Here is an 18578-nt window from a genome sequence, read left to right on the forward strand (position 1 = left end):
TCAATGCCACCTAGATTCGTGGAATTGAAGGTTTGTCCATAACAGGTGCAAACGAAATTCCTCAGTCTGCCGTCGTAATCGAAGAGCCATAATCTTCAATATGGATATCTGTGCTAAACCTTACGGGAATGGTGCTAAAGGTGGTATCCCAATCCTTTTTGACCTTACGCCAAACTTTAGGATGTTGAATCCTCAAGGCTTCTCCGAAACCTCCAACATCCACCTTCAACTTTTGCATTTTAGCTACGGTTTGTTCAGCTAATGAATTCACTTTCTCCTGAAAGAGACTCTCTTCTTGTCCAAGTACATTGTTGCTGCGCAAATCTTCATGCTTTATATGCACCTCCGAAACCCGTCCCTCTGAGGTCATTTTTACCTGAAAGAAAATATCTTCCCCCTGAACGATGGCCTTGATCTTGCTTTTGACCGCTTTGATTTCATATGCTATATTTTTACCGGTTTTCGGATCGCTGCTTTTTAGCACGCCTCCAATTAATTGTCCTTTGATCCACATGAGACCCTCAACCTCTGACTCATTCAGATAACCACCGTATGTTTGCGTCTTTCCCTTGACGATTCCCGCACCTGCGAGCTTGATTTCATTCTCTGCTGTAATGACATTGGGCAATATAAAACTTCTTCCACCCTTCATGGGTCCAATCACTTTAACCAAAGCCATGGGTTTTAACAACCGTGCGTTCCGTTTCCGGTTTTGGAAAATATCCTTTAAAATATAAGCAGGAATCTGACCAGGGATTTTCTCCTGGAGTGTATTACCCGCCTTTTCTGTACTAATTAGCAATAGTACACTCGGCCGAATGTCATTATCTCCCAGGAAAAAGTCCAGCAGCTCGTACAACGGAATCTTGCTAAGCAAGCTGGAACTGATAATAATCGTTTTCAAATGTTGCCCAATGGGAGGACGATTGGTCCGCAATGAAATTTCTCTAATCATTTCAAAAACGGAATCGCCTGTTTCCTTAATATTAAAAAATTTCTTAGCTTGTGGAGAGGAGCTGTTCGAGCCGCCGCTTTCCTCAGGAATGATAAATTGAAAAGTTCCCGTAATTAACTCTTTTTTTGGATAATCTCCTCCTTTTCGTTTAATTTGTTCTTCTTGCGAAGATTCTTCCGCTAGATCCATAGCAATACCTGTCTCCAGATTTAGATCCTCCACTGGGGAGCTGCTCCAGCAACCTGAAAGTGTACAGCACATCAGGAGAGCCATCAATCCGAGTAATCCTGACTGGACTCTCTTCATGACCCCACCCCTCTCCAGCGAGAAATAAGCAGCAGGGGCAGTGGAAGTAGCGCGAATAAAGCGAACGCTACATTTCCGATAACCGTTCCAAAAGAAAATAGCTCATTCAAGTTTTTCGGAATTTGGGACAAGAGGTAGATAAACGGAAGCAAAATGAACAACATCTTGGAATAAGAGCTATTCAAAATTTGAGATACTCCGAGCGAAGCACAATAAAAAGCAATACTGAATGTGGCAAAAATCTGCATGATCCAAATGGTCAGCAATAAGGACTCGAACCGTTCCAACAACAGATACTCCACTTCAAAGCTGCGGGCCAAATCTAAAAATGGCCAGGTTCTGCTCAAGACCCCTTCCATTGAAAAGGCGCCAATGCACAGGATCAACGTAGCTGTATAAAAAACGACCGCGATCCCAATCGCCAGTCCGATTGCCTTGGTTGCTTTCTCAGGTTTTTCCATCCGGCAAAGAATAATCAGCAAGGACTCTGTCCCCGTTAATGTCAGGATTGTAGTCTTGAGCGTTCTAAGCACTGGCATTACCCCCTCCGACAAGACAGGACGCAAGTTATTCAATTCAAAAATATTTAAACTCAGCAAGCAGATCAGCAAAAAGATAGCCGCCGAAACCGGAAATATCAGTTGACATATCTTTCCTAATGAACCCACTCCCCCCATGCATAGGTACAGAGAGAGCCACATAAAAGGTGCTGAAATCGCCCACGCCGGAGTGCCTTCAAGCAGAAAGAACGACGTTACTTCCTCCACAGATCGGATTTCAAATGCGGCTATACAAACAAAATAAATAACAATCAGCATGCCAATCCCTTTGCCAATGAATTTGCCTGTTATTTGCTGAACATACTGGTAAAAGGTACTTTCTGGAAACCGCGAGCTTAGTTTGACTATAACCCATCCGAACAGAAAAGTGCCCACCCCTGCTAAAATGACAGATATCCACGCATCCGGTGTTTTTGCAGCTTCAGTTGCTACTCTTGGAAGGGTAAGCAACCCGGCAGCCAGCATAAAGCAAACCACAATTGCCGTTGTCTGTAACGTTGTAATCTTATCCGTTTTTTTCCCACGGGCCATCTTGCTCCCTCCTGTGTTGAGCTCATCCTTGTCGCTTAGGGTCTTTATGCTTCAAAAGAATGGGTCTGTTTTTCATAAATTGCAACGGTGCTCGTACGAAGTAATCTTTCCAGTCTTTGAACGAACGGGGGGTCGTTAGACTAAGAAACGGAACACCAAAGCTGTGTAATTTAACCATATGAATACTCAGCATCAGAAAAAACATGATCACGCCATATAAGCCAAAGATTGACGCCGTGAACATGGCTCCAAAGCGCAGAACACGCATGGATATGCCAGCGCTGTATACAGGGGCGGAAAAGGAAGAAATCGCCGTGACTGCCACCACAATAACGAGAATCGGACTTACAATCCCGGCGTCAACAGCAGCCTGTCCAATAATCAAACCGCCGACGATGCCCATCGCTGGACCGATGGGTTTGGGGAGCCTAAGTCCTGCCTCGCGTAAAATTTCAATGGAAATTTCCATAATCAGGGCCTCAATCAGCGTCGAAAACGGAACCCCCTGTCTTGCACTGATAATGGAAATGACCAGCTTGGTTGGAATCAGCCCGGGATGAAACGAGATAAAGGAGATATAGAGCGCTGGAGCAAATAGCGATATGAAAGTTGCCATAAACCGAAGAAATCGAATAAGCGACCCCGGTAGCCATCGTTCATAGTAATCTTCGGGAGACTGGAGCATCATCCCGTACGTTACAGGCATAAGAAGCGCAAAAGGTGTGCCATCCAGCAGAATCGCGACACGACCTTCCAACAATGCTGCCATGACCCGATCTGGTCTCTCCGTATTTTGAATTTGCAGAAATGGGCTGAGAAAATTATCCTCAATAAGTTGCTCTACATAGCCCGACTCCAGTACCTCATCCATATCTATCGTTTGGACCCGCCGCTTCACCTCATCTACAAGCTCCGGGTCGGCAATATCTCTGAAATACACTACCATCAGCTGTTTTTCCACTCTTTTGCCGACTTTGAAGGAAGACATAGCCAGTTCCGTACTTTCTCCATGTCTGCGCAGCATCGCTGTATTGTCGCTGAGTGTCTCTGTAAAGCCGACTCGTGGTCCGCGCAGCACCGATTCCGATATCGGGTCTTCCACCCCTCGTGTACTCCCTTTGGGTGTCCCCAGTACAAAAGCACCGGGTATGCCCTGAATCATGAGTATGACTGAACCGAACAGCACCTTTTGCAAGGAAAACTGTACCTCTAACGTATACTCTGTCTCCGATACCAGCATGACCTGGTGAACAATCATATCCCGAAGCTCTTTTCCTCGCGGAAGCTCTTCCCTTTCTTGCCCGGAGCTGCCCCAATCCATTAGCGGCTTTAAAATGTTCTGATCCATGCCAACCTTGTCCGTTAATCCATCCACAAAAAAAAGTGTGCCTTCAGCGTTCAGATTCTCCAGAAAAATCGATCGTTCGTTTACGTCTGCCATATCCGTGACTGCTTGTCTGATTTTGGCTACATTGGCTTCATAATCTTCGGTAAAGGTTCCCTTTGCCTTCTCTGCCTCACTGACAGACGGATTATGATCAGCCTGCTCCGAACGATCTTCCTCTTCTAGCAGCTTCAATCGCTCCTTGCGTCTGCTTTCCCGGCCATCCAGCGCTTTAAGTTGTCGTACTGTAAGAAAAATAATCAAAGGGATGATAAATAAAAAGAGGGCTTCCACCCACACATTCCATTTGGGCACATGAGTTCCGATGACCTTCCACACGTTCATTCCTCCTTGAATTCCACCCGATTTGTATATAGATTTACCTGGATTAGAAAAAAGATGCATGAAAGATGGACCAGATGGAATAAATTTCTTTGCTCACAAAAGGAATAAAAAGGTGAATTTGATAGATGAACTGTATTGCAAAAGTGGAAATCCATGATAATATCTATTCATTCTATGACTAATGTCACAAATTTGTTGAATTCGTGGTCCATTATTCGAATCTAAAAGGAGTTGTAGGTATGAAGAATCATTTTTGGAAAAAAACCGCTGTATTGAGTCTGCTGGCGGTCATTTTGTTAGGAGGAACGGCAATCAGTCCCAAACAGGCTCAAGCATCGCCCGAGCCTTATATTGGGGAAATTACGATGTACCCGTATACGTACGCTCCTAAGGGCTGGATAAAATGCGAGGGTCAACTCCTGGATATTTCTCAGAATACCGTATTATACAGCCTGCTGGGCACTAATTTTGGCGGTGATGGAGTGCGTACATTTGCATTGCCTGACTTGCGCGGAGCTTCCCCGTTGCCGAATGTAAACTACTACATCGCTACCGAGGGGGATTACCCGTCCCGCCCATAATATGAACACGCTCATGTGGTGTGCTATTTAATAAAGAAGAGGTGATAGCGTGCTCGAAGGCAATAACTTCACACGCAATAAATTAAAACCCTACCGTGTGTTGGTTTCACTCATGCCATTGATCGGTGGTGCGTTCCTGCTCATAGGGACGAATGAAGCCAATGCTGCCGGTTGGGAAAATGTAGTGTTTAACAAACCAACTACATCCAGCGGTTACACCCAGCCCTATGATCCCTCCAGAGCTGTGGATGGGTCAATCGACCCGACAAGCCGCTGGTATCAGGCGGGTAATGGTGAAAAATGGATCCATGTAGATCTGAGAGACTGGTATATCGTAGATCGATATGTTGTTACAGGTATGGGTGTCCATTATGGATGGAACGATCAACGTGATCCATACAGTTTCCGATTGCAGACGAGCAGCAACGGATTTAATTGGGAGACTGTGGATGCCGTGCAGAATAATGTGAGTTCTAATTTTCAAAAGAGCATTACTCCTGTAACAGCCCGATATCTGCGATTATATATTGATCAAGGAAATGCAAGAAACAATCAATGGGCTTCTATCATGGAATTCGCGGCTTATGGGGAGCGATTACCTGTTCCACAGGCCCCGGGTCATTTTACAGGTATTAAAAATGGAAATACGGTGGAGTTAAGCTGGGATGCCGTTCCTTATGCAACTTCCTACAAAGTCGTGCGTGATGGTATAACGCTCTACACAGGCAGCCTAACCCAATTCATAGACACTTCAGCATTGCCGCCAGGTGAAGCAGTTTACACGGTTCAAGCCGTGAATGCTAAAGGGGAGAGCACTCCCTCAGAAGTCAAAGTGAACATACTTACCGATGCAGAGAGAGTTGCACAGGCAAAAGCTGCACTTGCTCTAGCTCTCGCACCTGGAGATACGGTGGAATCGGTATCCCAAAAGCTGACCCTGCCACTCACGGGGTTGAATGATACGACGGTGAGCTGGAGTTCGGATACTCCTGACGTTATTACGAACGAAGGAGCTGTAATACGCCCGCGGTACGATATGGGTGATCAAAAGGTAAAACTGACAGCAACGATTGTAAAAGGAACCGCCTCGGATACCCAAACTTTTGAAGTTACCGTTTCGAAGATGACTGCTCAAGATACATTGAATCAAGCAGCAGATGCCATATTGCTGCTTGATTTGTCTGCGGTACAAGAAAATGTATCTCTCCCTTTATCCGGTTATGGCGGAGTGCAGATCGATTGGTCCTCGTCCAAACCTCTTGTCATTGCAGCAGATGGAACACTCACCAGACCTTCCTATAGTAGTGGAGATACCGACGTTACCCTAACGGCCACCCTGCAACTTGCAGGCTTAACGAAAACAAAGGATTTTACTGCACACGTACTGCGTCTGCCGATGAGCGACACTGAAGCCGTGGACGCAGCATACAGAGCACTTGAACTACCGCTAACGACAGTAACCGGAGACGTATATTTGGCAAAGGATGCTCTGAATGGTGTTCAGGTGTCATGGTCGTCGAGTCAACCCGAGTTTCTGGATCATACTGGACATGTCACCTTCCCAACCTATGTACAGGGCGATCAGACCGTCATGCTGGAAGCGGTTGTATCAAGAGGTGGGGTTGAGCTTCAAAAAACCTTCAGCCTGCTCGTACCCGCATTGCCCGTAAGCGCTGATGAAGCAGTGAATTTGGCGGCAAAAACACTGAATCTGGATTACCCGCAAGGGATTAAGGATTCCATCGCCCTGCCTCGTACAGGGGCATTCGCCACCCAGATCGACTGGTCTTCGGATCGACCGGATATCCTCAGTGACAGTGGTCAGGTGAATCGGCCTAAATATACAGATGGTGATATGAATGTACAGTTAATTGCCATTATTTCTAAAGGTATAGCTTCTGTCCAAAAAACATTCACGATTACCGTGCTGAAAGCATTGCCGAATACACCTTATGTACGATTGAACGGCAGTAATCCAATTGTTCTGGGAACCGGGGATAGCTTCACTGATCCAGGAGCCAGCGTACTGGACAGTGTATACGGCAATATTCTGATTCCCGATCTTTCAGGTATCGGCAATGTCGATACGAATGTACCTGGTGTATACGTATTGAACTATACTTATAGCGACAATGGAAGTTGGACCGCAGAGCCGGCAAAACGCCGTATAAACGTGCTGCCCCGTGCTGTTGCAGCCGCAGCAGGCGATGAGGACATTGCCTCCGTGATCGTCACAGGCGCTTTACCGAGCGCACGGCTTGAGCTATATAATGCTCAGCAGGAGCTTATAGCGGAAGGAATCGCTTCGAGTGAGGGAAAATATACATTTACACCAGTACCCGAAGGAGCTAGCTACTATGTGCTACAAAACGTAAATGGCATGAAGAGCGCGCCCTCTGGGCTAGTGTCTCCACAAGGATTAACCGCGCAGCGTGTCGCGGATTCCATCACAAGCATACCTACCCCTACAACAAGTGATACAATGCTTATTCTGCCTGCTGTACCCGATGGCTTCCGTGTGACCATCAGCAGCAGTAGTCAACCAGACATCGTACGTACAGACGGAACTATTTTTCAGAGAGACACTCCTTCCGTTGTCACTATAATATTGGATGTCATGAAGGCAAGCGATGGTTCTCATGCTTTGACGCAGGCCATAAAAGTCATCGTCCCTGCTAAAGTGACTGTGGGCACAGGCAAGTCTAACAAAGATAAGAATGAGGATCAGGATCTGTCTGCTGGCGTACAACAGATCGTTTTTTCAGAGCAAGGGAAAGCTGTTTCCCTCTTTGTTCCTTCGCCGGCATTTCTGGATGAACAGATTCAACAAGCACTGCGCGAAGGCAAGGCATACGCTGACATTCGTTTGGAGCAGGAAAAGCAAATGAGCCGTGTTCTCCTGACTCATTCTGTACTGAATAAATGGGAGCAGATTGGAGCTTCGGTGATCTCCCGTTATGGAACACTGATGCTATCCAGTGACACACTAACCAGCATGGCCGCCTCAGGTCAGCAGGACGTTACCATTTCATTTCAGCAGGCAGATCAGCAATTCCGAGATTGGGCTGAGCAACAATCAAACCTGAAGCTGATAGGAGCGGCTGTAGAAATTAAAGCTAACGTGACAGGGACTTCGTCCATCGTTCTGCCGCTGGATAGCGAATCTTCAAGTGAATTGCAGAATGTAAAACCCCAATTCTCTATTCTTGTGATGTATGAAAATGGCGAGCGCGAGATTCTAAAGGGCACTGCTGTGATAAATTCACAAGGGATTTTGTCGGGTGTGAGTCTGAATACACCTCGGTTAGGTACCTTCGCTGTTGCCGTCTCTACGGACGCGTCTCAGGTTGATCAGACCGGTGTACAAAATGACCCAATCCATTCGTCAGATTCGCAAGAGCCAGCTCAAGTGTGGCCGGACCTACAAGATCACTGGGCAGCGAAGTCCCTACAATCTCTTGCAGCCAAAGGCTGGATGCAGGGCTATAAAGATGGCAACATGCGCCCTGAGCGTGCGGTAAGCCGTGCAGAATTTGTAGCCATATTGATCAGGGCTTTAGGAACTACTGGAGACGAAAGCCTGTCTACCTCATTTACAGATATGAAGGGGCACTGGGCTGGATCAGCCGTGGATGCCGCTCACCGTCAGGGATGGATTCAAGGACTAACCGCTCAGACGTTCGGACCTGATGAAAGTCTTACGCGTGAACAGGCGATGGTGATCCTGTCACACGCGATGCAGAAACAGACATCCGTTTCTAGCCCTACTGGACTGCAATCTTACAAAGATGATCAGCAGATTGCTTCCTGGGCTTCCACAGCATTCGAAAAAGCCATAGGCTCGGGTTGGATTAGCGGGTATCCTGATAGAACACTCAAACCAAAAGCCGCCATCAGCAGAGGCGAGATGGCTGAACTGCTGGTACGAATTTTCAAATAAATCTGTCGAAGACGTATAATCTAATAGACTACACACTAAAGCGCGGTCCCAGGCTATTTGGGGACCGCGCTTTTTGTTATCAATATTTTATTAAGCTTTGCTTGTGTATTCACCCTTTTCGCTTCAATAAATATATTATGAATATCTGTAAAACGGGGCGATTAACCATCTGTCACCTCTACAGTAGGAAGAATGAGGAGGAGATACTTGAGCATGAAACATAAAAGACCGTTCAGGTTCAGTGGTGCTTCAAAAAAAGACGAGGACTGCAAACCACCAAGAGATAATAGAAGTATCGAAGCGCTTCTCAAGCTTATTAATGAATTGACCTCGATCGTCCCACTTGTATTCGCAAACCCTTCTGCGGCTAATGTATCTTTATTGCAACAGATTTTAAGACAATTGCTATCTCTGGCGAAAAGTTTAAGACTTAGAAGCGGGGCTAAGGCAGATTTACTGGCGGCGTTGGAACTTGCTATTGTAGCATTAGAAGCCACACCTTTCTCTCCGATCAGCGTAGGTACTACATTACAGCAACTGCTGGATGCCCTATTGTCCATCGTTCTACAGGAATCCCTCAATTCAACTCTTAAAGACAGTTTAATCCGTGCAATCAGAACTGCGGGTACGACGGTTAGCAACGCACTAAGTGAACCGTATTTGTCAGGGGAGCCCGGCCCACAAGGGCCTCCGGGACCTGTGGGGCCTGGTGGTGCGCCGGGTCCAGCAGGTGTACCGGGTCCAGCAGGTGTGCCGGGCCCACCAGGACCTCCCGGACCTGTAGGGGCCGCTGGACCTGTCGGAGCTGAAGGGCCTGCCGGGCTTGCTGGACCTGCTGGGCCTCCGGGACCTGCTGGACCTGTAGGGGCCGCTGGGCCTGCTGGGCCTGCCGGGGGTGTAACAGGCGCCACGGGCGCTACGGGCGCTGATGGTTTGGTGGGGCCCGCTGGAGCCACTGGACCGACTGGCGCTGATGGGCTGCCAGGCGCAGTTGGCGCGATCGGACCCGCTGGAGTCACTGGACCGACCGGCGCTGATGGACTGCCAGGCGCGGTTGGTGCGGACGGTCCTGCTGGAGCCACTGGACCGACCGGCGCTGATGGACTGCCAGGTGCGGTTGGCGCGGCTGGGCCTGCTGGAGCCACTGGACCGACCGGCGCGGTTGGTGCGGCCGGTCCTGCTGGAGCCACTGGACCGACTGGCGCTGATGGACTGCCGGGCGCGGTTGGCGCGGCCGGGCCCGCTGGAGCCACAGGACCGACTGGCGCTGATGGACTGCCGGGCGCGGTTGGCGCGATCGGGCCCGCTGGAGCCACGGGCGCTACAGGTGTCGGCGGAGCTACTGGAGCCACTGGGGTTACTGGAGCCACCGGTTCAGGGGCAATTATCCCATTTGCCTCCGGTGGTCCTGCTATACTGACAACCGTTCTTGGCGGATTGGTAGGAACCACAAGTTTGATTGGTTTCGGAAGCTCAGCTACAGGTATTGGCCTTGTAAATGGGGTTATAGACCTCACAGGTACGCTTGTAGGACCACTCATTAACTTTGCTTTTTCCGTTCCACGGGGGGGTGTAATCACATCCATTACCGGATATTTCAGTACAACTGCTGCTCTAACCCTCTTAGGATCATCCGTTAGCATTACTGCCCAGTTGTTTAGTTCCCCGACACCTAATAACACCTTTATAGCCGTTCCCGGAGCTACCGTTACATTGACTCCCCCACTAACTGACATCGTTGCTTTAGGAACGACTTCTAGTGGTATTGCTACTGGATTGGCTATACCTGTAACCGCGCAAACCCGTCTGCTTATGGTTTTCTCTGCCACTGCGACAGGCGTTTCCCTCGTCAACACTGTGGTGGGTTACGCAAGTGCAGGTGTCACTATTACCTGATCCAAAACAAAAAGGGCCCTGCAGGATTGTTCCTGTCGAGCCCTTTTTATGCTTTCCCTCACATGAATTAAACCGTCTCAAGCGATATTTTCACTACTTCTCCCTCTTCACAGACGGCGAACGTTTTAATTTGTCCGTGGTCAGGCTCTTGAACGAGGCCTGTTTGCAAATCAATTTTCCAGTCATACAAAGGATCATAAATATAATGACCAGATACTATTGCCTCTGTAAGAGGACCCCCCTTAGGGTGAGGATTACTATTTTCAACAGCATACAGCTTATTCTCCGAAGTGCGGAAAACAGCAATTTCAGCACCTTTGACGTGGATAGTGCGTCCTATTCTGATCGGAAAATCCTTGCTATGACCGACAACAAGCCATTCGGCATTCTTGATCATTTGCTTGCTCGCTTCCTTCCTCAGGCATTTTTAGATGCAATTTTACACAATAGACGGAGTGACAGCCTCAAATAGATTTTTGCGTGTATCCTCATCATGGATGATTTTTTTCCATGGGTCTTCGACCTGTTGTAATGCAAATTCAACGCGTTCTACTAAAGCTTGTCGATTAGCTGTATCGTTAACGACAGCCTTCTGAATCTCTTCCAGACCGATCCGTTCCACCCACTCGGAAGTACGTTCCAGGTATTGCCCTGTTTCCCGGTAGAATTGCATCACGGCTCCTACAATATCAATCAGTTCAGCGTCGGTTTTTACTTTACAGAGTGAATCAGCCAACCGTGCTTTAATACCACCGTTTCCACCGATAAAGATCTCCCAGCCCCCATCGTTGCCTACGATTCCGATATCTTTCGTACATGATTCCGCACAGTTGCGTGGACAACCATTAACCGCTAATTTGAATTTTGCTGGGAAATCCAATCGTTCGAATTTCCGTTCCAGCACTTCTCCCATGCCCATCGAGTCCTGTGTACCAAAACGGCAAAATTGCGATCCAACACAGGTTTTCACCGTACGAAGCGACTTCGCGTACGCATATCCCGAAGGCATATCGAGTTCTTCCCACACTTTAGGCAGATCTTCTTTACGGACACCAATCAAATCCAGCCGTTGTCCCCCAGTTACTTTTACAACTTTAACGTTGTATTTAAGCGATACATCAGCTATTTTCTTCAAATCTTCTGGAGTCGTTACACCGCCGTACATTCTTGGCACCACTGTAAACGTTCCATCCTTTTGAATGTTCGCGTGCAATCGCTCATTTACAAACCGGGAATCTCCCTCATTTTCATAGGTATCAGGATTAATCATACCCAAGTAATAATTCAGCGCCGGACGGCATTTGGAGCATCCTTCATCATTATGCCAGCCGAGTACATTCATCACTTCACGCGTAGTGGTCAGCCCTTTGGTTTTGATCGCTTCAACAATCTCGTCCCGGCTCAAGGTTGTGCAACCACATATTCCCTGCTTGGCTGATGTTTTGAAGCTGTCTCCAAGAACATATTGCAAAATTTGCTCAACAACGGGCTTACATCCTCCGCAAGAACGCGTAGCTCCGGTACATGCCTTAATTTCATCAACGGTGGTTAGTCCATTTTCATTGATTGCTTCCACAATTGCCTTTTTAGTCACACCGTTACAACCGCAGACAATTTCATCGTCCGCCATGGTTTCAACGGATGACGTTTTCGCCCCGTGATTGCCGCATCCAGTACCCATGATCTGTCCATAGATCTCATCTGTCATTTCCGTTTGCTGACGCACATATTTTTGCAGACTAGCAGATTCACTCACATCGCCAAACAGTACAGTACCAACAATTTTATTATCACGAAGCAGTACCTTTTTGTATGTTCGCTTCCACTCATCCTTCGCTACAATCGCCGTATGTTCAGGTTGGGTTATGAATTCGCCAGCTGAGAAAACATCTACCCCTGAAATTTTAAGCTTGGTGGAAACTACCGATCCTGCATAGCCTTCAGTATCCACGCCTGCCAAATGCTTGGCAATCACACTTCCCTGTTCAAACAGCGGAGCTACCAGACCGTAGCAGATTCCACGGTGCTCAACACATTCCCCTACAGCGTATACATCCGGCATGGAGGTTCTCATGAAATCATCGACCACAATCCCGCGGTTCGTTTCCATACCACTTTCTTTAGCTACCTGGATATTAGGTTTAATCCCGACGGCCATTACAACCAAATCTGCTTCCAGCTCGCTTCCATCCGAGAAGCGCAGTCCTTGTACCCGATCTTGACCGTACACTTCCGCAGTTTGCATTTGCATAGCAAACTTGATTCCCTGACGTTCCAGTTCTGCTTTCAACATCGCAGAGGCTTCCCGGTCTAACTGACGTTCCATCAAATCTTCCATTAGATGAACGACCGTAACATCCATCCCGAGGTTGACCAGGCCTTTAGCTGCCTCCAGCCCCAATAGACCTCCGCCAATGACAGCTGCCTTCTTATAGGTCTTCGCTGCTTCCAGCATGGCCGAGCAATCGGCGATATCTCGGAAACCAATAACTCCCGGTAATTCTTTACCCGGAATAGGCAGAATAAACGATTGTGAACCAGTAGCCACCAAAGCCACATCGTAATCAATTTCCAGTCCGTCTTCGGTGTGAATCTTCTTGTGCTCACCGTCGATGCTTTTAACCATTTTTCCTGTATATAAAGTAATCCCTTGATCCGCATACCATTGCAAATCGTTCAGTATGATATCATCTATTGTTTTACTACCTTCCAACACATAAGAGAGCATGATCCTGTTATAGTTCGGATGCGGCTCACTTCCCAGGACTGTAATTTCATATTTATCTGTTAATTTTAAAATTTGTTCGACCGTATTGATACCAGCCATCCCGTTCCCTATAACCACAAGCTTCTTTTTACTGTTTATCATATACCGGTTCCTCCATTCATTCGACGCTACTTCCTATCCGACGACATCTCTACGTTTCTAATGAATATTGTTTATGCTTCTATTCTAATACAGCAGATAGGTCTATATGTGATTTCGATCACAATGTAGTTAAAATTATGAATATTTAGGGATTTCCCTATTCTATTTCAAGGGATTAAGGTAAGGACCGGAAATCATAGCAGTCATCGAAAGAATCTTTCCAATTCATGCGTAAATACAACCGTTATAAGGAATACTTTATGAACAACTTGTATCTTATGGGAAAACGAATTGAATTGTTTGGAGGTAATCAGCATGTGGTCTAAAATCATTTCTTATCTTCCTAGCTGGAGTACACTCTTTCAAGCTGGCCTCGCGTTGATTATTCCTTTAGGAATTTATTATATAAACACCTCGATTTATTCGTTTGTCGGCAGTAAGGGAGCCAAATCCAAACACTCTTCCAGTCATCCGCTCTCTAATAAACATAACGAAGGGCACATGGATCAGCAGCATGAACCGAGCTCTAAAATTACAGGAAATTATGATTCCGACTTACAGGCAATTCGTGAAGCTATAGGCGAAAATAGTGATGTGCATTTTCGTGAGTTTGTGGTAAAGAAATTTCATGCTCGGTCAGTGTTAGTCTTCATAGAAGGTATGCAGGATGAAAAACTTATGAGCAAGCAAGTATTGGAGGTCTTGATGTTTGAAGGCCAGCAGCAGGGTCAGGATCAGCAGGAACAACCGGAAGGTTTAAGTAACTCTTTTATAAAAGAAAGCCTGATGCCACTTACGCAAATTAGTGAAGTTACCCGTATGGAGGAACTGTACGAGTTCATCCTTTTAGGTCATACCGCCCTATTAATTGAAGGAATGAAGGAAGCGCTACTGGTGGGCCCTCCTAATGGCGCTATTCGCTCCGTCAATGAACCAACCTCTGAAGCATTGCTTCGTGGTCCCAGAATCGGTTTTACGGAAGTATTGAGTGAAAACACTTCGATGCTTCGACGCCAGGGTTTAAATAAAAGTCTGGAAATGAAGAAATTCCAAGTGGGCAGCAGAATCAAAAAAGATCTGGTTATCGCGTATATAAAGGATATTGTGAATCCAGACCTTCTTGAAGAAGTAAGCCGCAGAATATCAAAAATAGACATGGATTTTTTACCTGAATCCGGGTATGTGGAACAACTCATCGAAGACAATTATTTAAGTCCATTCCAACAGGCTCATAATACAGAGCGTCCTGACCGTGTTATTAATGCTTTGTTGGAGGGAAGAATAGCGATCTTACTGGATGGTACTCCTTTTGCACTTATTGTCCCGGTGACCTTCAGTATGCTGCTTCAATCTCCCGAGGACTATTATGAACGATGGATTCCGGGGACACTATTACGTCTGCTACGGTTTAGCGGGGCTTTTATAGCGCTTATGGGGCCTGCTCTGTACATTTCTTTTATATCGTTTCATCCCGGTTTAATTCCGACCAAGCTGGTCATTAGCATTATCGGAACCCGTCAAGGCGTCCCTTTCCCATCCGTTATAGAAGTCATGATTTTGGAAATCTCTATCGAAATTCTACGAGAGGCTGGCATTCGCCTGCCCAAACCCATTGGCCCTGCGATGGGCATTGTGGGAGGCTTGGTCATCGGTGATGCTGCTGTCAATGCGGGCATCGTTAGTCCCTTCCTTGTGATTGTAGTTGCAGTTACTGCCATTTCATCGTTTTCGATACCAACATATAGTGCGGGCATTACCCTGCGCCTTTTGCGTTTTGTCGGAATGTTCTTTGCAGCAATGCTGGGCATGTTTGGAACCATATTGTTCTTTCTGTTAATTTGTATCCATCTGACGAAGTTGAAAAGCTTTGGTGTACCATATGTAACTCCCTTTTCCCCTATGCGCCTAAGCGATTGGAAGGATCTGTACATCCGGGCTCCTATGTCTCTGATGAAACGAAGACCTGTCATGATGAAAACGCAGCAACGCAAACGCAGATCATGATGCCCAAAACGAAGGAGGAGCTACTGTGTTTAGACGCTCTGATGATAAGATCACAACTAAGCAAGGGGCTGTATTCCTGACCAATACCGTATTAGGCGCAGGGATCTTGACACTGCCGAGAGGTGTAACTGAACAAGTACAGACTCCTGATGCATGGCTTTCTGTCCTCATCGGTGGAGCTATTGTTATCTTCGTCGTCTGGATCATGGTGAAATTAAGTCAACAGTTTCCTAGAAACACCATGTATCAATACTCCAAAAGAATTATAGGCACTGTTCCGGGAGGATTCTTAAGCGTGCTATTAATTATATACTTTATAATCATAGCCGGCTTTGAGATCCGTGTGTTAGCCGAAGTAACCATGTTTTTTCTACTTGAAGGTACACCCATCTGGGCGATTGTGATTCCATTCATTTGGGTTGGTAGTTATTTGGTGTTTGGAGGCATTAATTCCATCGCGCGGCTGTACCAAATTGTACTTCCAATCAGTCTCTTCTTTCTGCTTTTCTGTTTTCTCTTTAGCTTAAGAATATTTGAAATTGATCATCTTCGTCCTGTATTGAGTGACGGGATATTACCCGTCATCAAAGGGCTAAAATCGACTATTCTTGTCTTCTCTGGATGTGAAGTCGTCATGACACTGGTCGCTTTTTTGCAGCACCCCGAAAAAGCATTTAAGGCCATGGCAGTGGGCATCAGTATCCCATTAGTTTTGTATTTTTTGACCGTAGTTATGGTGATCGGCGGGCTATCGGTAGATTCTACTGTAACAAGTACTTGGCCTACCATTAATTTGATGCGCAGTTTTGAGATCCCCGGATTTCTTTTTGAACGTCTGGAGTTTCCACTGCTGGTGATCTGGGTGATGCAGATGTTTTGTAATTTCTGTAGTTTTTTCTTCAATGCTTCCTTAGGTGTCTCACAGGTATTTGGTCTTAAATATCGTTATGCGATTTTCGGCTTAATCCCGTTTATCTTTATTTCCACGATGACTCCTGTTCGTATGACTGAAGTGTTTAGCCTTGGCGATGAGATCGGATACATGGGAATCGTATTATTTTTTCTGATCCCGGTACTTCTCTCCATCGTTTTTATGATCAGGAAGAAGGGAATGAAGCAAAATGTGTAGACGATCTTTCCTATCCTTGCTGCTTGCTTTCATTCTGCTGGTGACTCAAGTCGGCTGCTGGAGCAGCAAGGAAGTAGAGGAGCTTAGCATATATACAGGATTGGCTCTCGATAAGGGAGAGCTCAGTCCATTGGAACAGGATCTGGAGAAGAAAGGCAGCCGTTACTTCAAGAAAAATACAATTACGACCAGCGTACAAATCGTCCCCAAAAAATCATCCGGAAGCACAAACCAACAAGGTGGCGACGGTGGACAAGAGCTAAACTATGTAAATATAGCTGGCACCGGTGATTCTTTACTTGAAATCTTCCGACAGCTCTCTCTCCGTTTGGATCGCCCCGTTATTGGTCACCACCTAAAAGTCATCGTGGTTTCCACCGAATTGGCAAAACTTCAAACGATGCAACAATTGATGGATTTTGTGCTACGTGATAATGATATTCGTCCAAGTTGTATGGTTTTCTTAAGTAAGGATCGAGCAGCCAACACCTTAGTTACCAAATATACAGGCGAAATTCCGTCTATTCATATTCTGAATATGCTTCGTAACCATTTTAGAACCAGCAAGGTAATGAGGGGGGTCAATTTGTCTGAATTGGATGGGTTAATGCACTCCAAAAAAAGCTATATACTGCAAAACATTACTGAATCTAAGGGAGAATTAGAATTTTCAGGTGCCGGCATTATTAGAGGGGAAACCGGTCACTGGATTGGTGCTTTGGGACAACAAGATGTGGAGAGTATTGGATGGATTACAGGTGATGTTGAGGGCGGAGCTGTCAAAACGTATGACAAGCGGAATGAAGCCATAACTTATGAAATCAAATCGGTAAAAAGCAAAATAACAACTAAAGTGGGCAAGGACAACGACATCTCCTTTCACGTAAAAATTGAATCCAAAGGGCGTTTAATCGAAAACTGGGATGAGAAGGTAGACCCGACTGAGACGCGGAACATGAAAGAAGCTGAGCAAGAGTTTGAAAAACAAGTGACTAGAAGGATTAAGTCTCTTATGCACAAATTACAATCCGAACATAAAGTCGATGTTGCCGGCTTTGGTGATCACCTGAAAATTGATAAACCACAGGTGTGGAAAAAAGTAAAAGATGATTGGGATTATAAGTTCAGTAAAATCCCCGTAACCTTCGATATTAAGCTAACCATTACGGATTTAGGTTCCTCTGCCGAATAGTCGAAATCCACTCAAAAATTTACCTTGGAGTTAACAAAGAACCCCTCTTCTTAGAAGAGGGGTTTTCCACCACAGGGAACTATTCCGATTTAATCTCTCGATCTTGGATCAACCCTAATGGGTCAGCTTAAAAAATCAGATCTTCTCTCTTCACCGTGGGAACGTCTGGCAAAATCGACGAATTGGAATTTGTCCAGTCGATGCCTTGATTCGGTATACTGGAACAATGTGGTGTCTTCCAGATAAACATAGTTACGTACTACAACCACATGAGTATAGTTCTGGAGGTCCATCAGCTTACGGTCTTCTTCATCTGCATCTTCTACAGAAACGACTTTTTTAGCATAACTGATTGGAAGATGGAGCTCCCCCTCCAGATATTCGTAGATAGATTCACGACTAATTTCCTCGGTAAGCACAGGGACAATGTCTGATCGAAAGTAGTCTTTATCCAGTATGACACATTCACCTTCAATTTCACGCGCACGAATGACTTCCCAGACCAAATACTTGTCTTTGTCAATCTCAAGATGAGTAGCTATGTCATCTGGAACGGGAATCAACTGATTTTTATGAACAATCGTTTGTGATTTACGTCCAATCCGCTCAGACATTTCTTTGAAACTGACCAATCCCCCTATAGGAAAATCCATCCGTCCGATATCCAGAACAAAAGATCCTTTAGCCTTTATTTTATGGATATACCCATTTTGTGCAAGCAAGTGAAGTGCCTTACGCACAGTCTCACGAGAAGTGTTATACTCCCGGGCCAATTCATTTTCAGAGGGCATTTTCGAACCAGGAGCCAATTCGCCTGTCTGGATTCGCCCCGAGTACTCTTGATAAATTTGCAAAAATATATTCTTAGTCAATTTTCATCACCACG

12 protein-coding genes are annotated in these 18578 nt (G+C 46.1%); 6 read left to right on the forward strand and 6 right to left on the reverse strand.

The annotated features are described in order from the left end of the window. Nucleotides 1-61: 61 nt before the first annotated feature. Genes ACXHJ2_RS20020 through ACXHJ2_RS20030 form a run of 3 tightly spaced genes read right to left on the reverse strand, consistent with a single transcriptional unit; the run spans nt 62 to nt 4075 of the window. Nucleotides 62-1261, reverse strand: a complete 1200-nt coding sequence (locus tag ACXHJ2_RS20020; protein ID WP_165082996.1) for a Ger(x)C family spore germination protein — start codon at nt 1259-1261, stop codon at nt 62-64. After that, nucleotides 1258-2352: a GerAB/ArcD/ProY family transporter gene (locus ACXHJ2_RS20025; RefSeq protein WP_165082998.1), complete on the reverse strand. Its 1095-nt coding sequence runs from the start codon at nt 2350-2352 to the stop codon at nt 1258-1260. Before ACXHJ2_RS20025 ends, ACXHJ2_RS20020 begins: the two co-directional genes overlap by 4 nt. 22 nt (nt 2353-2374) lie before the next feature. Then, nucleotides 2375-4075, reverse strand: coding sequence for a spore germination protein (locus ACXHJ2_RS20030; protein ID WP_165083000.1), 1701 nt, complete (start codon nt 4073-4075; stop codon nt 2375-2377). A 245-nt stretch (nt 4076-4320) separates the two neighbouring features. Here ACXHJ2_RS20030 and ACXHJ2_RS20035 point away from each other — a divergent pair, with 245 nt between their 5' ends. The 3 genes from ACXHJ2_RS20035 (at nt 4321) to ACXHJ2_RS20045 (ending at nt 10498) form a co-directional block, all read left to right on the forward strand. Further along, nucleotides 4321-4662: a phage tail protein gene (locus tag ACXHJ2_RS20035; protein WP_165083002.1), complete on the forward strand. Its 342-nt coding sequence runs from the start codon at nt 4321-4323 to the stop codon at nt 4660-4662. 49 nt (nt 4663-4711) lie between these two features. Beyond that, nucleotides 4712-8602, forward strand: coding sequence for an immunoglobulin-like domain-containing protein (locus ACXHJ2_RS20040; RefSeq protein WP_165083003.1), 3891 nt, complete (start codon nt 4712-4714; stop codon nt 8600-8602). A gap of 213 nt (nt 8603-8815) precedes the next feature. Continuing rightward, nucleotides 8816-10498, forward strand: a complete 1683-nt coding sequence (locus tag ACXHJ2_RS20045; RefSeq protein ID WP_165083005.1) for an exosporium glycoprotein BclB-related protein — start codon at nt 8816-8818, stop codon at nt 10496-10498. Between the two features lie 67 nt (nt 10499-10565). On the opposite strand, the gene nirD is transcribed toward ACXHJ2_RS20045, so the two are convergent. Together nirD and nirB are read right to left on the reverse strand one after the other, a co-directional pair. After that, nucleotides 10566-10895: a nitrite reductase small subunit NirD gene (gene nirD, locus ACXHJ2_RS20050; protein WP_013369303.1), complete on the reverse strand. Its 330-nt coding sequence runs from the start codon at nt 10893-10895 to the stop codon at nt 10566-10568. 42 nt (nt 10896-10937) lie between these two features. Continuing rightward, nucleotides 10938-13367: a nitrite reductase large subunit NirB gene (gene nirB, locus ACXHJ2_RS20055; RefSeq protein WP_040102185.1), complete on the reverse strand. Its 2430-nt coding sequence runs from the start codon at nt 13365-13367 to the stop codon at nt 10938-10940. A 315-nt stretch (nt 13368-13682) separates the two neighbouring features. Here nirB and ACXHJ2_RS20060 point away from each other — a divergent pair, with 315 nt between their 5' ends. From ACXHJ2_RS20060 to ACXHJ2_RS20070, 3 genes are read left to right on the forward strand one after another with little or no spacing between them, the layout of a single operon-like run. Further along, nucleotides 13683-15371 (forward strand): spore germination protein, encoded by a 1689-nt coding sequence (locus tag ACXHJ2_RS20060; RefSeq protein ID WP_165083007.1) that lies wholly within the window; start codon nt 13683-13685, stop codon nt 15369-15371. Nucleotides 15372-15396: 25 nt separating this feature from the next. Next, a complete protein-coding gene (locus ACXHJ2_RS20065) occupies nt 15397-16500 on the forward strand; it encodes a GerAB/ArcD/ProY family transporter (protein ID WP_165083009.1) in 1104 nt (367 codons plus the stop codon). Next, complete coding sequence (locus ACXHJ2_RS20070; protein ID WP_165083011.1) at nt 16493-17692, forward strand: Ger(x)C family spore germination protein; 1200 nt, start codon at nt 16493-16495, stop codon at nt 17690-17692. The genes ACXHJ2_RS20065 and ACXHJ2_RS20070 overlap by 8 nt, the downstream gene beginning before the upstream one ends. A 122-nt stretch (nt 17693-17814) precedes the next feature. Here the strand turns inward: ACXHJ2_RS20070 and treR are convergent, their stop codons facing one another. Next, nucleotides 17815-18564, reverse strand: a complete 750-nt coding sequence (gene treR / locus ACXHJ2_RS20075; protein WP_040102187.1) for a trehalose operon repressor — start codon at nt 18562-18564, stop codon at nt 17815-17817. Nucleotides 18565-18578 lie beyond the last annotated feature (14 nt).

This window comes from Paenibacillus sp. ALE3 (assembly GCF_054113405.1).

What these genes read in the sequence shown, in the direction of transcription:
- ACXHJ2_RS20035 (WP_165083002.1), top strand. Translation starts at nt 4,321, where the DNA reads ATGAAGAATCATTTTTGGAAAAAAACCGCTGTATTGAGTCTGCTGGCG.
- ACXHJ2_RS20025 (WP_165082998.1), bottom strand. Translation starts at nt 2,352, where the DNA reads ATGGCCCGTGGGAAAAAAACGGATAAGATTACAACGTTACAGACAACG.
- ACXHJ2_RS20020 (WP_165082996.1), bottom strand. Translation starts at nt 1,261, where the DNA reads ATGAAGAGAGTCCAGTCAGGATTACTCGGATTGATGGCTCTCCTGATG.
- nirD (WP_013369303.1), bottom strand. Translation starts at nt 10,895, where the DNA reads ATGATCAAGAATGCCGAATGGCTTGTTGTCGGTCATAGCAAGGATTTT.
- ACXHJ2_RS20070 (WP_165083011.1), top strand. Translation starts at nt 16,493, where the DNA reads ATGTGTAGACGATCTTTCCTATCCTTGCTGCTTGCTTTCATTCTGCTG.
- ACXHJ2_RS20045 (WP_165083005.1), top strand. Translation starts at nt 8,816, where the DNA reads ATGAAACATAAAAGACCGTTCAGGTTCAGTGGTGCTTCAAAAAAAGAC.
- nirB (WP_040102185.1), bottom strand. Translation starts at nt 13,367, where the DNA reads ATGATAAACAGTAAAAAGAAGCTTGTGGTTATAGGGAACGGGATGGCT.
- ACXHJ2_RS20060 (WP_165083007.1), top strand. Translation starts at nt 13,683, where the DNA reads ATGTGGTCTAAAATCATTTCTTATCTTCCTAGCTGGAGTACACTCTTT.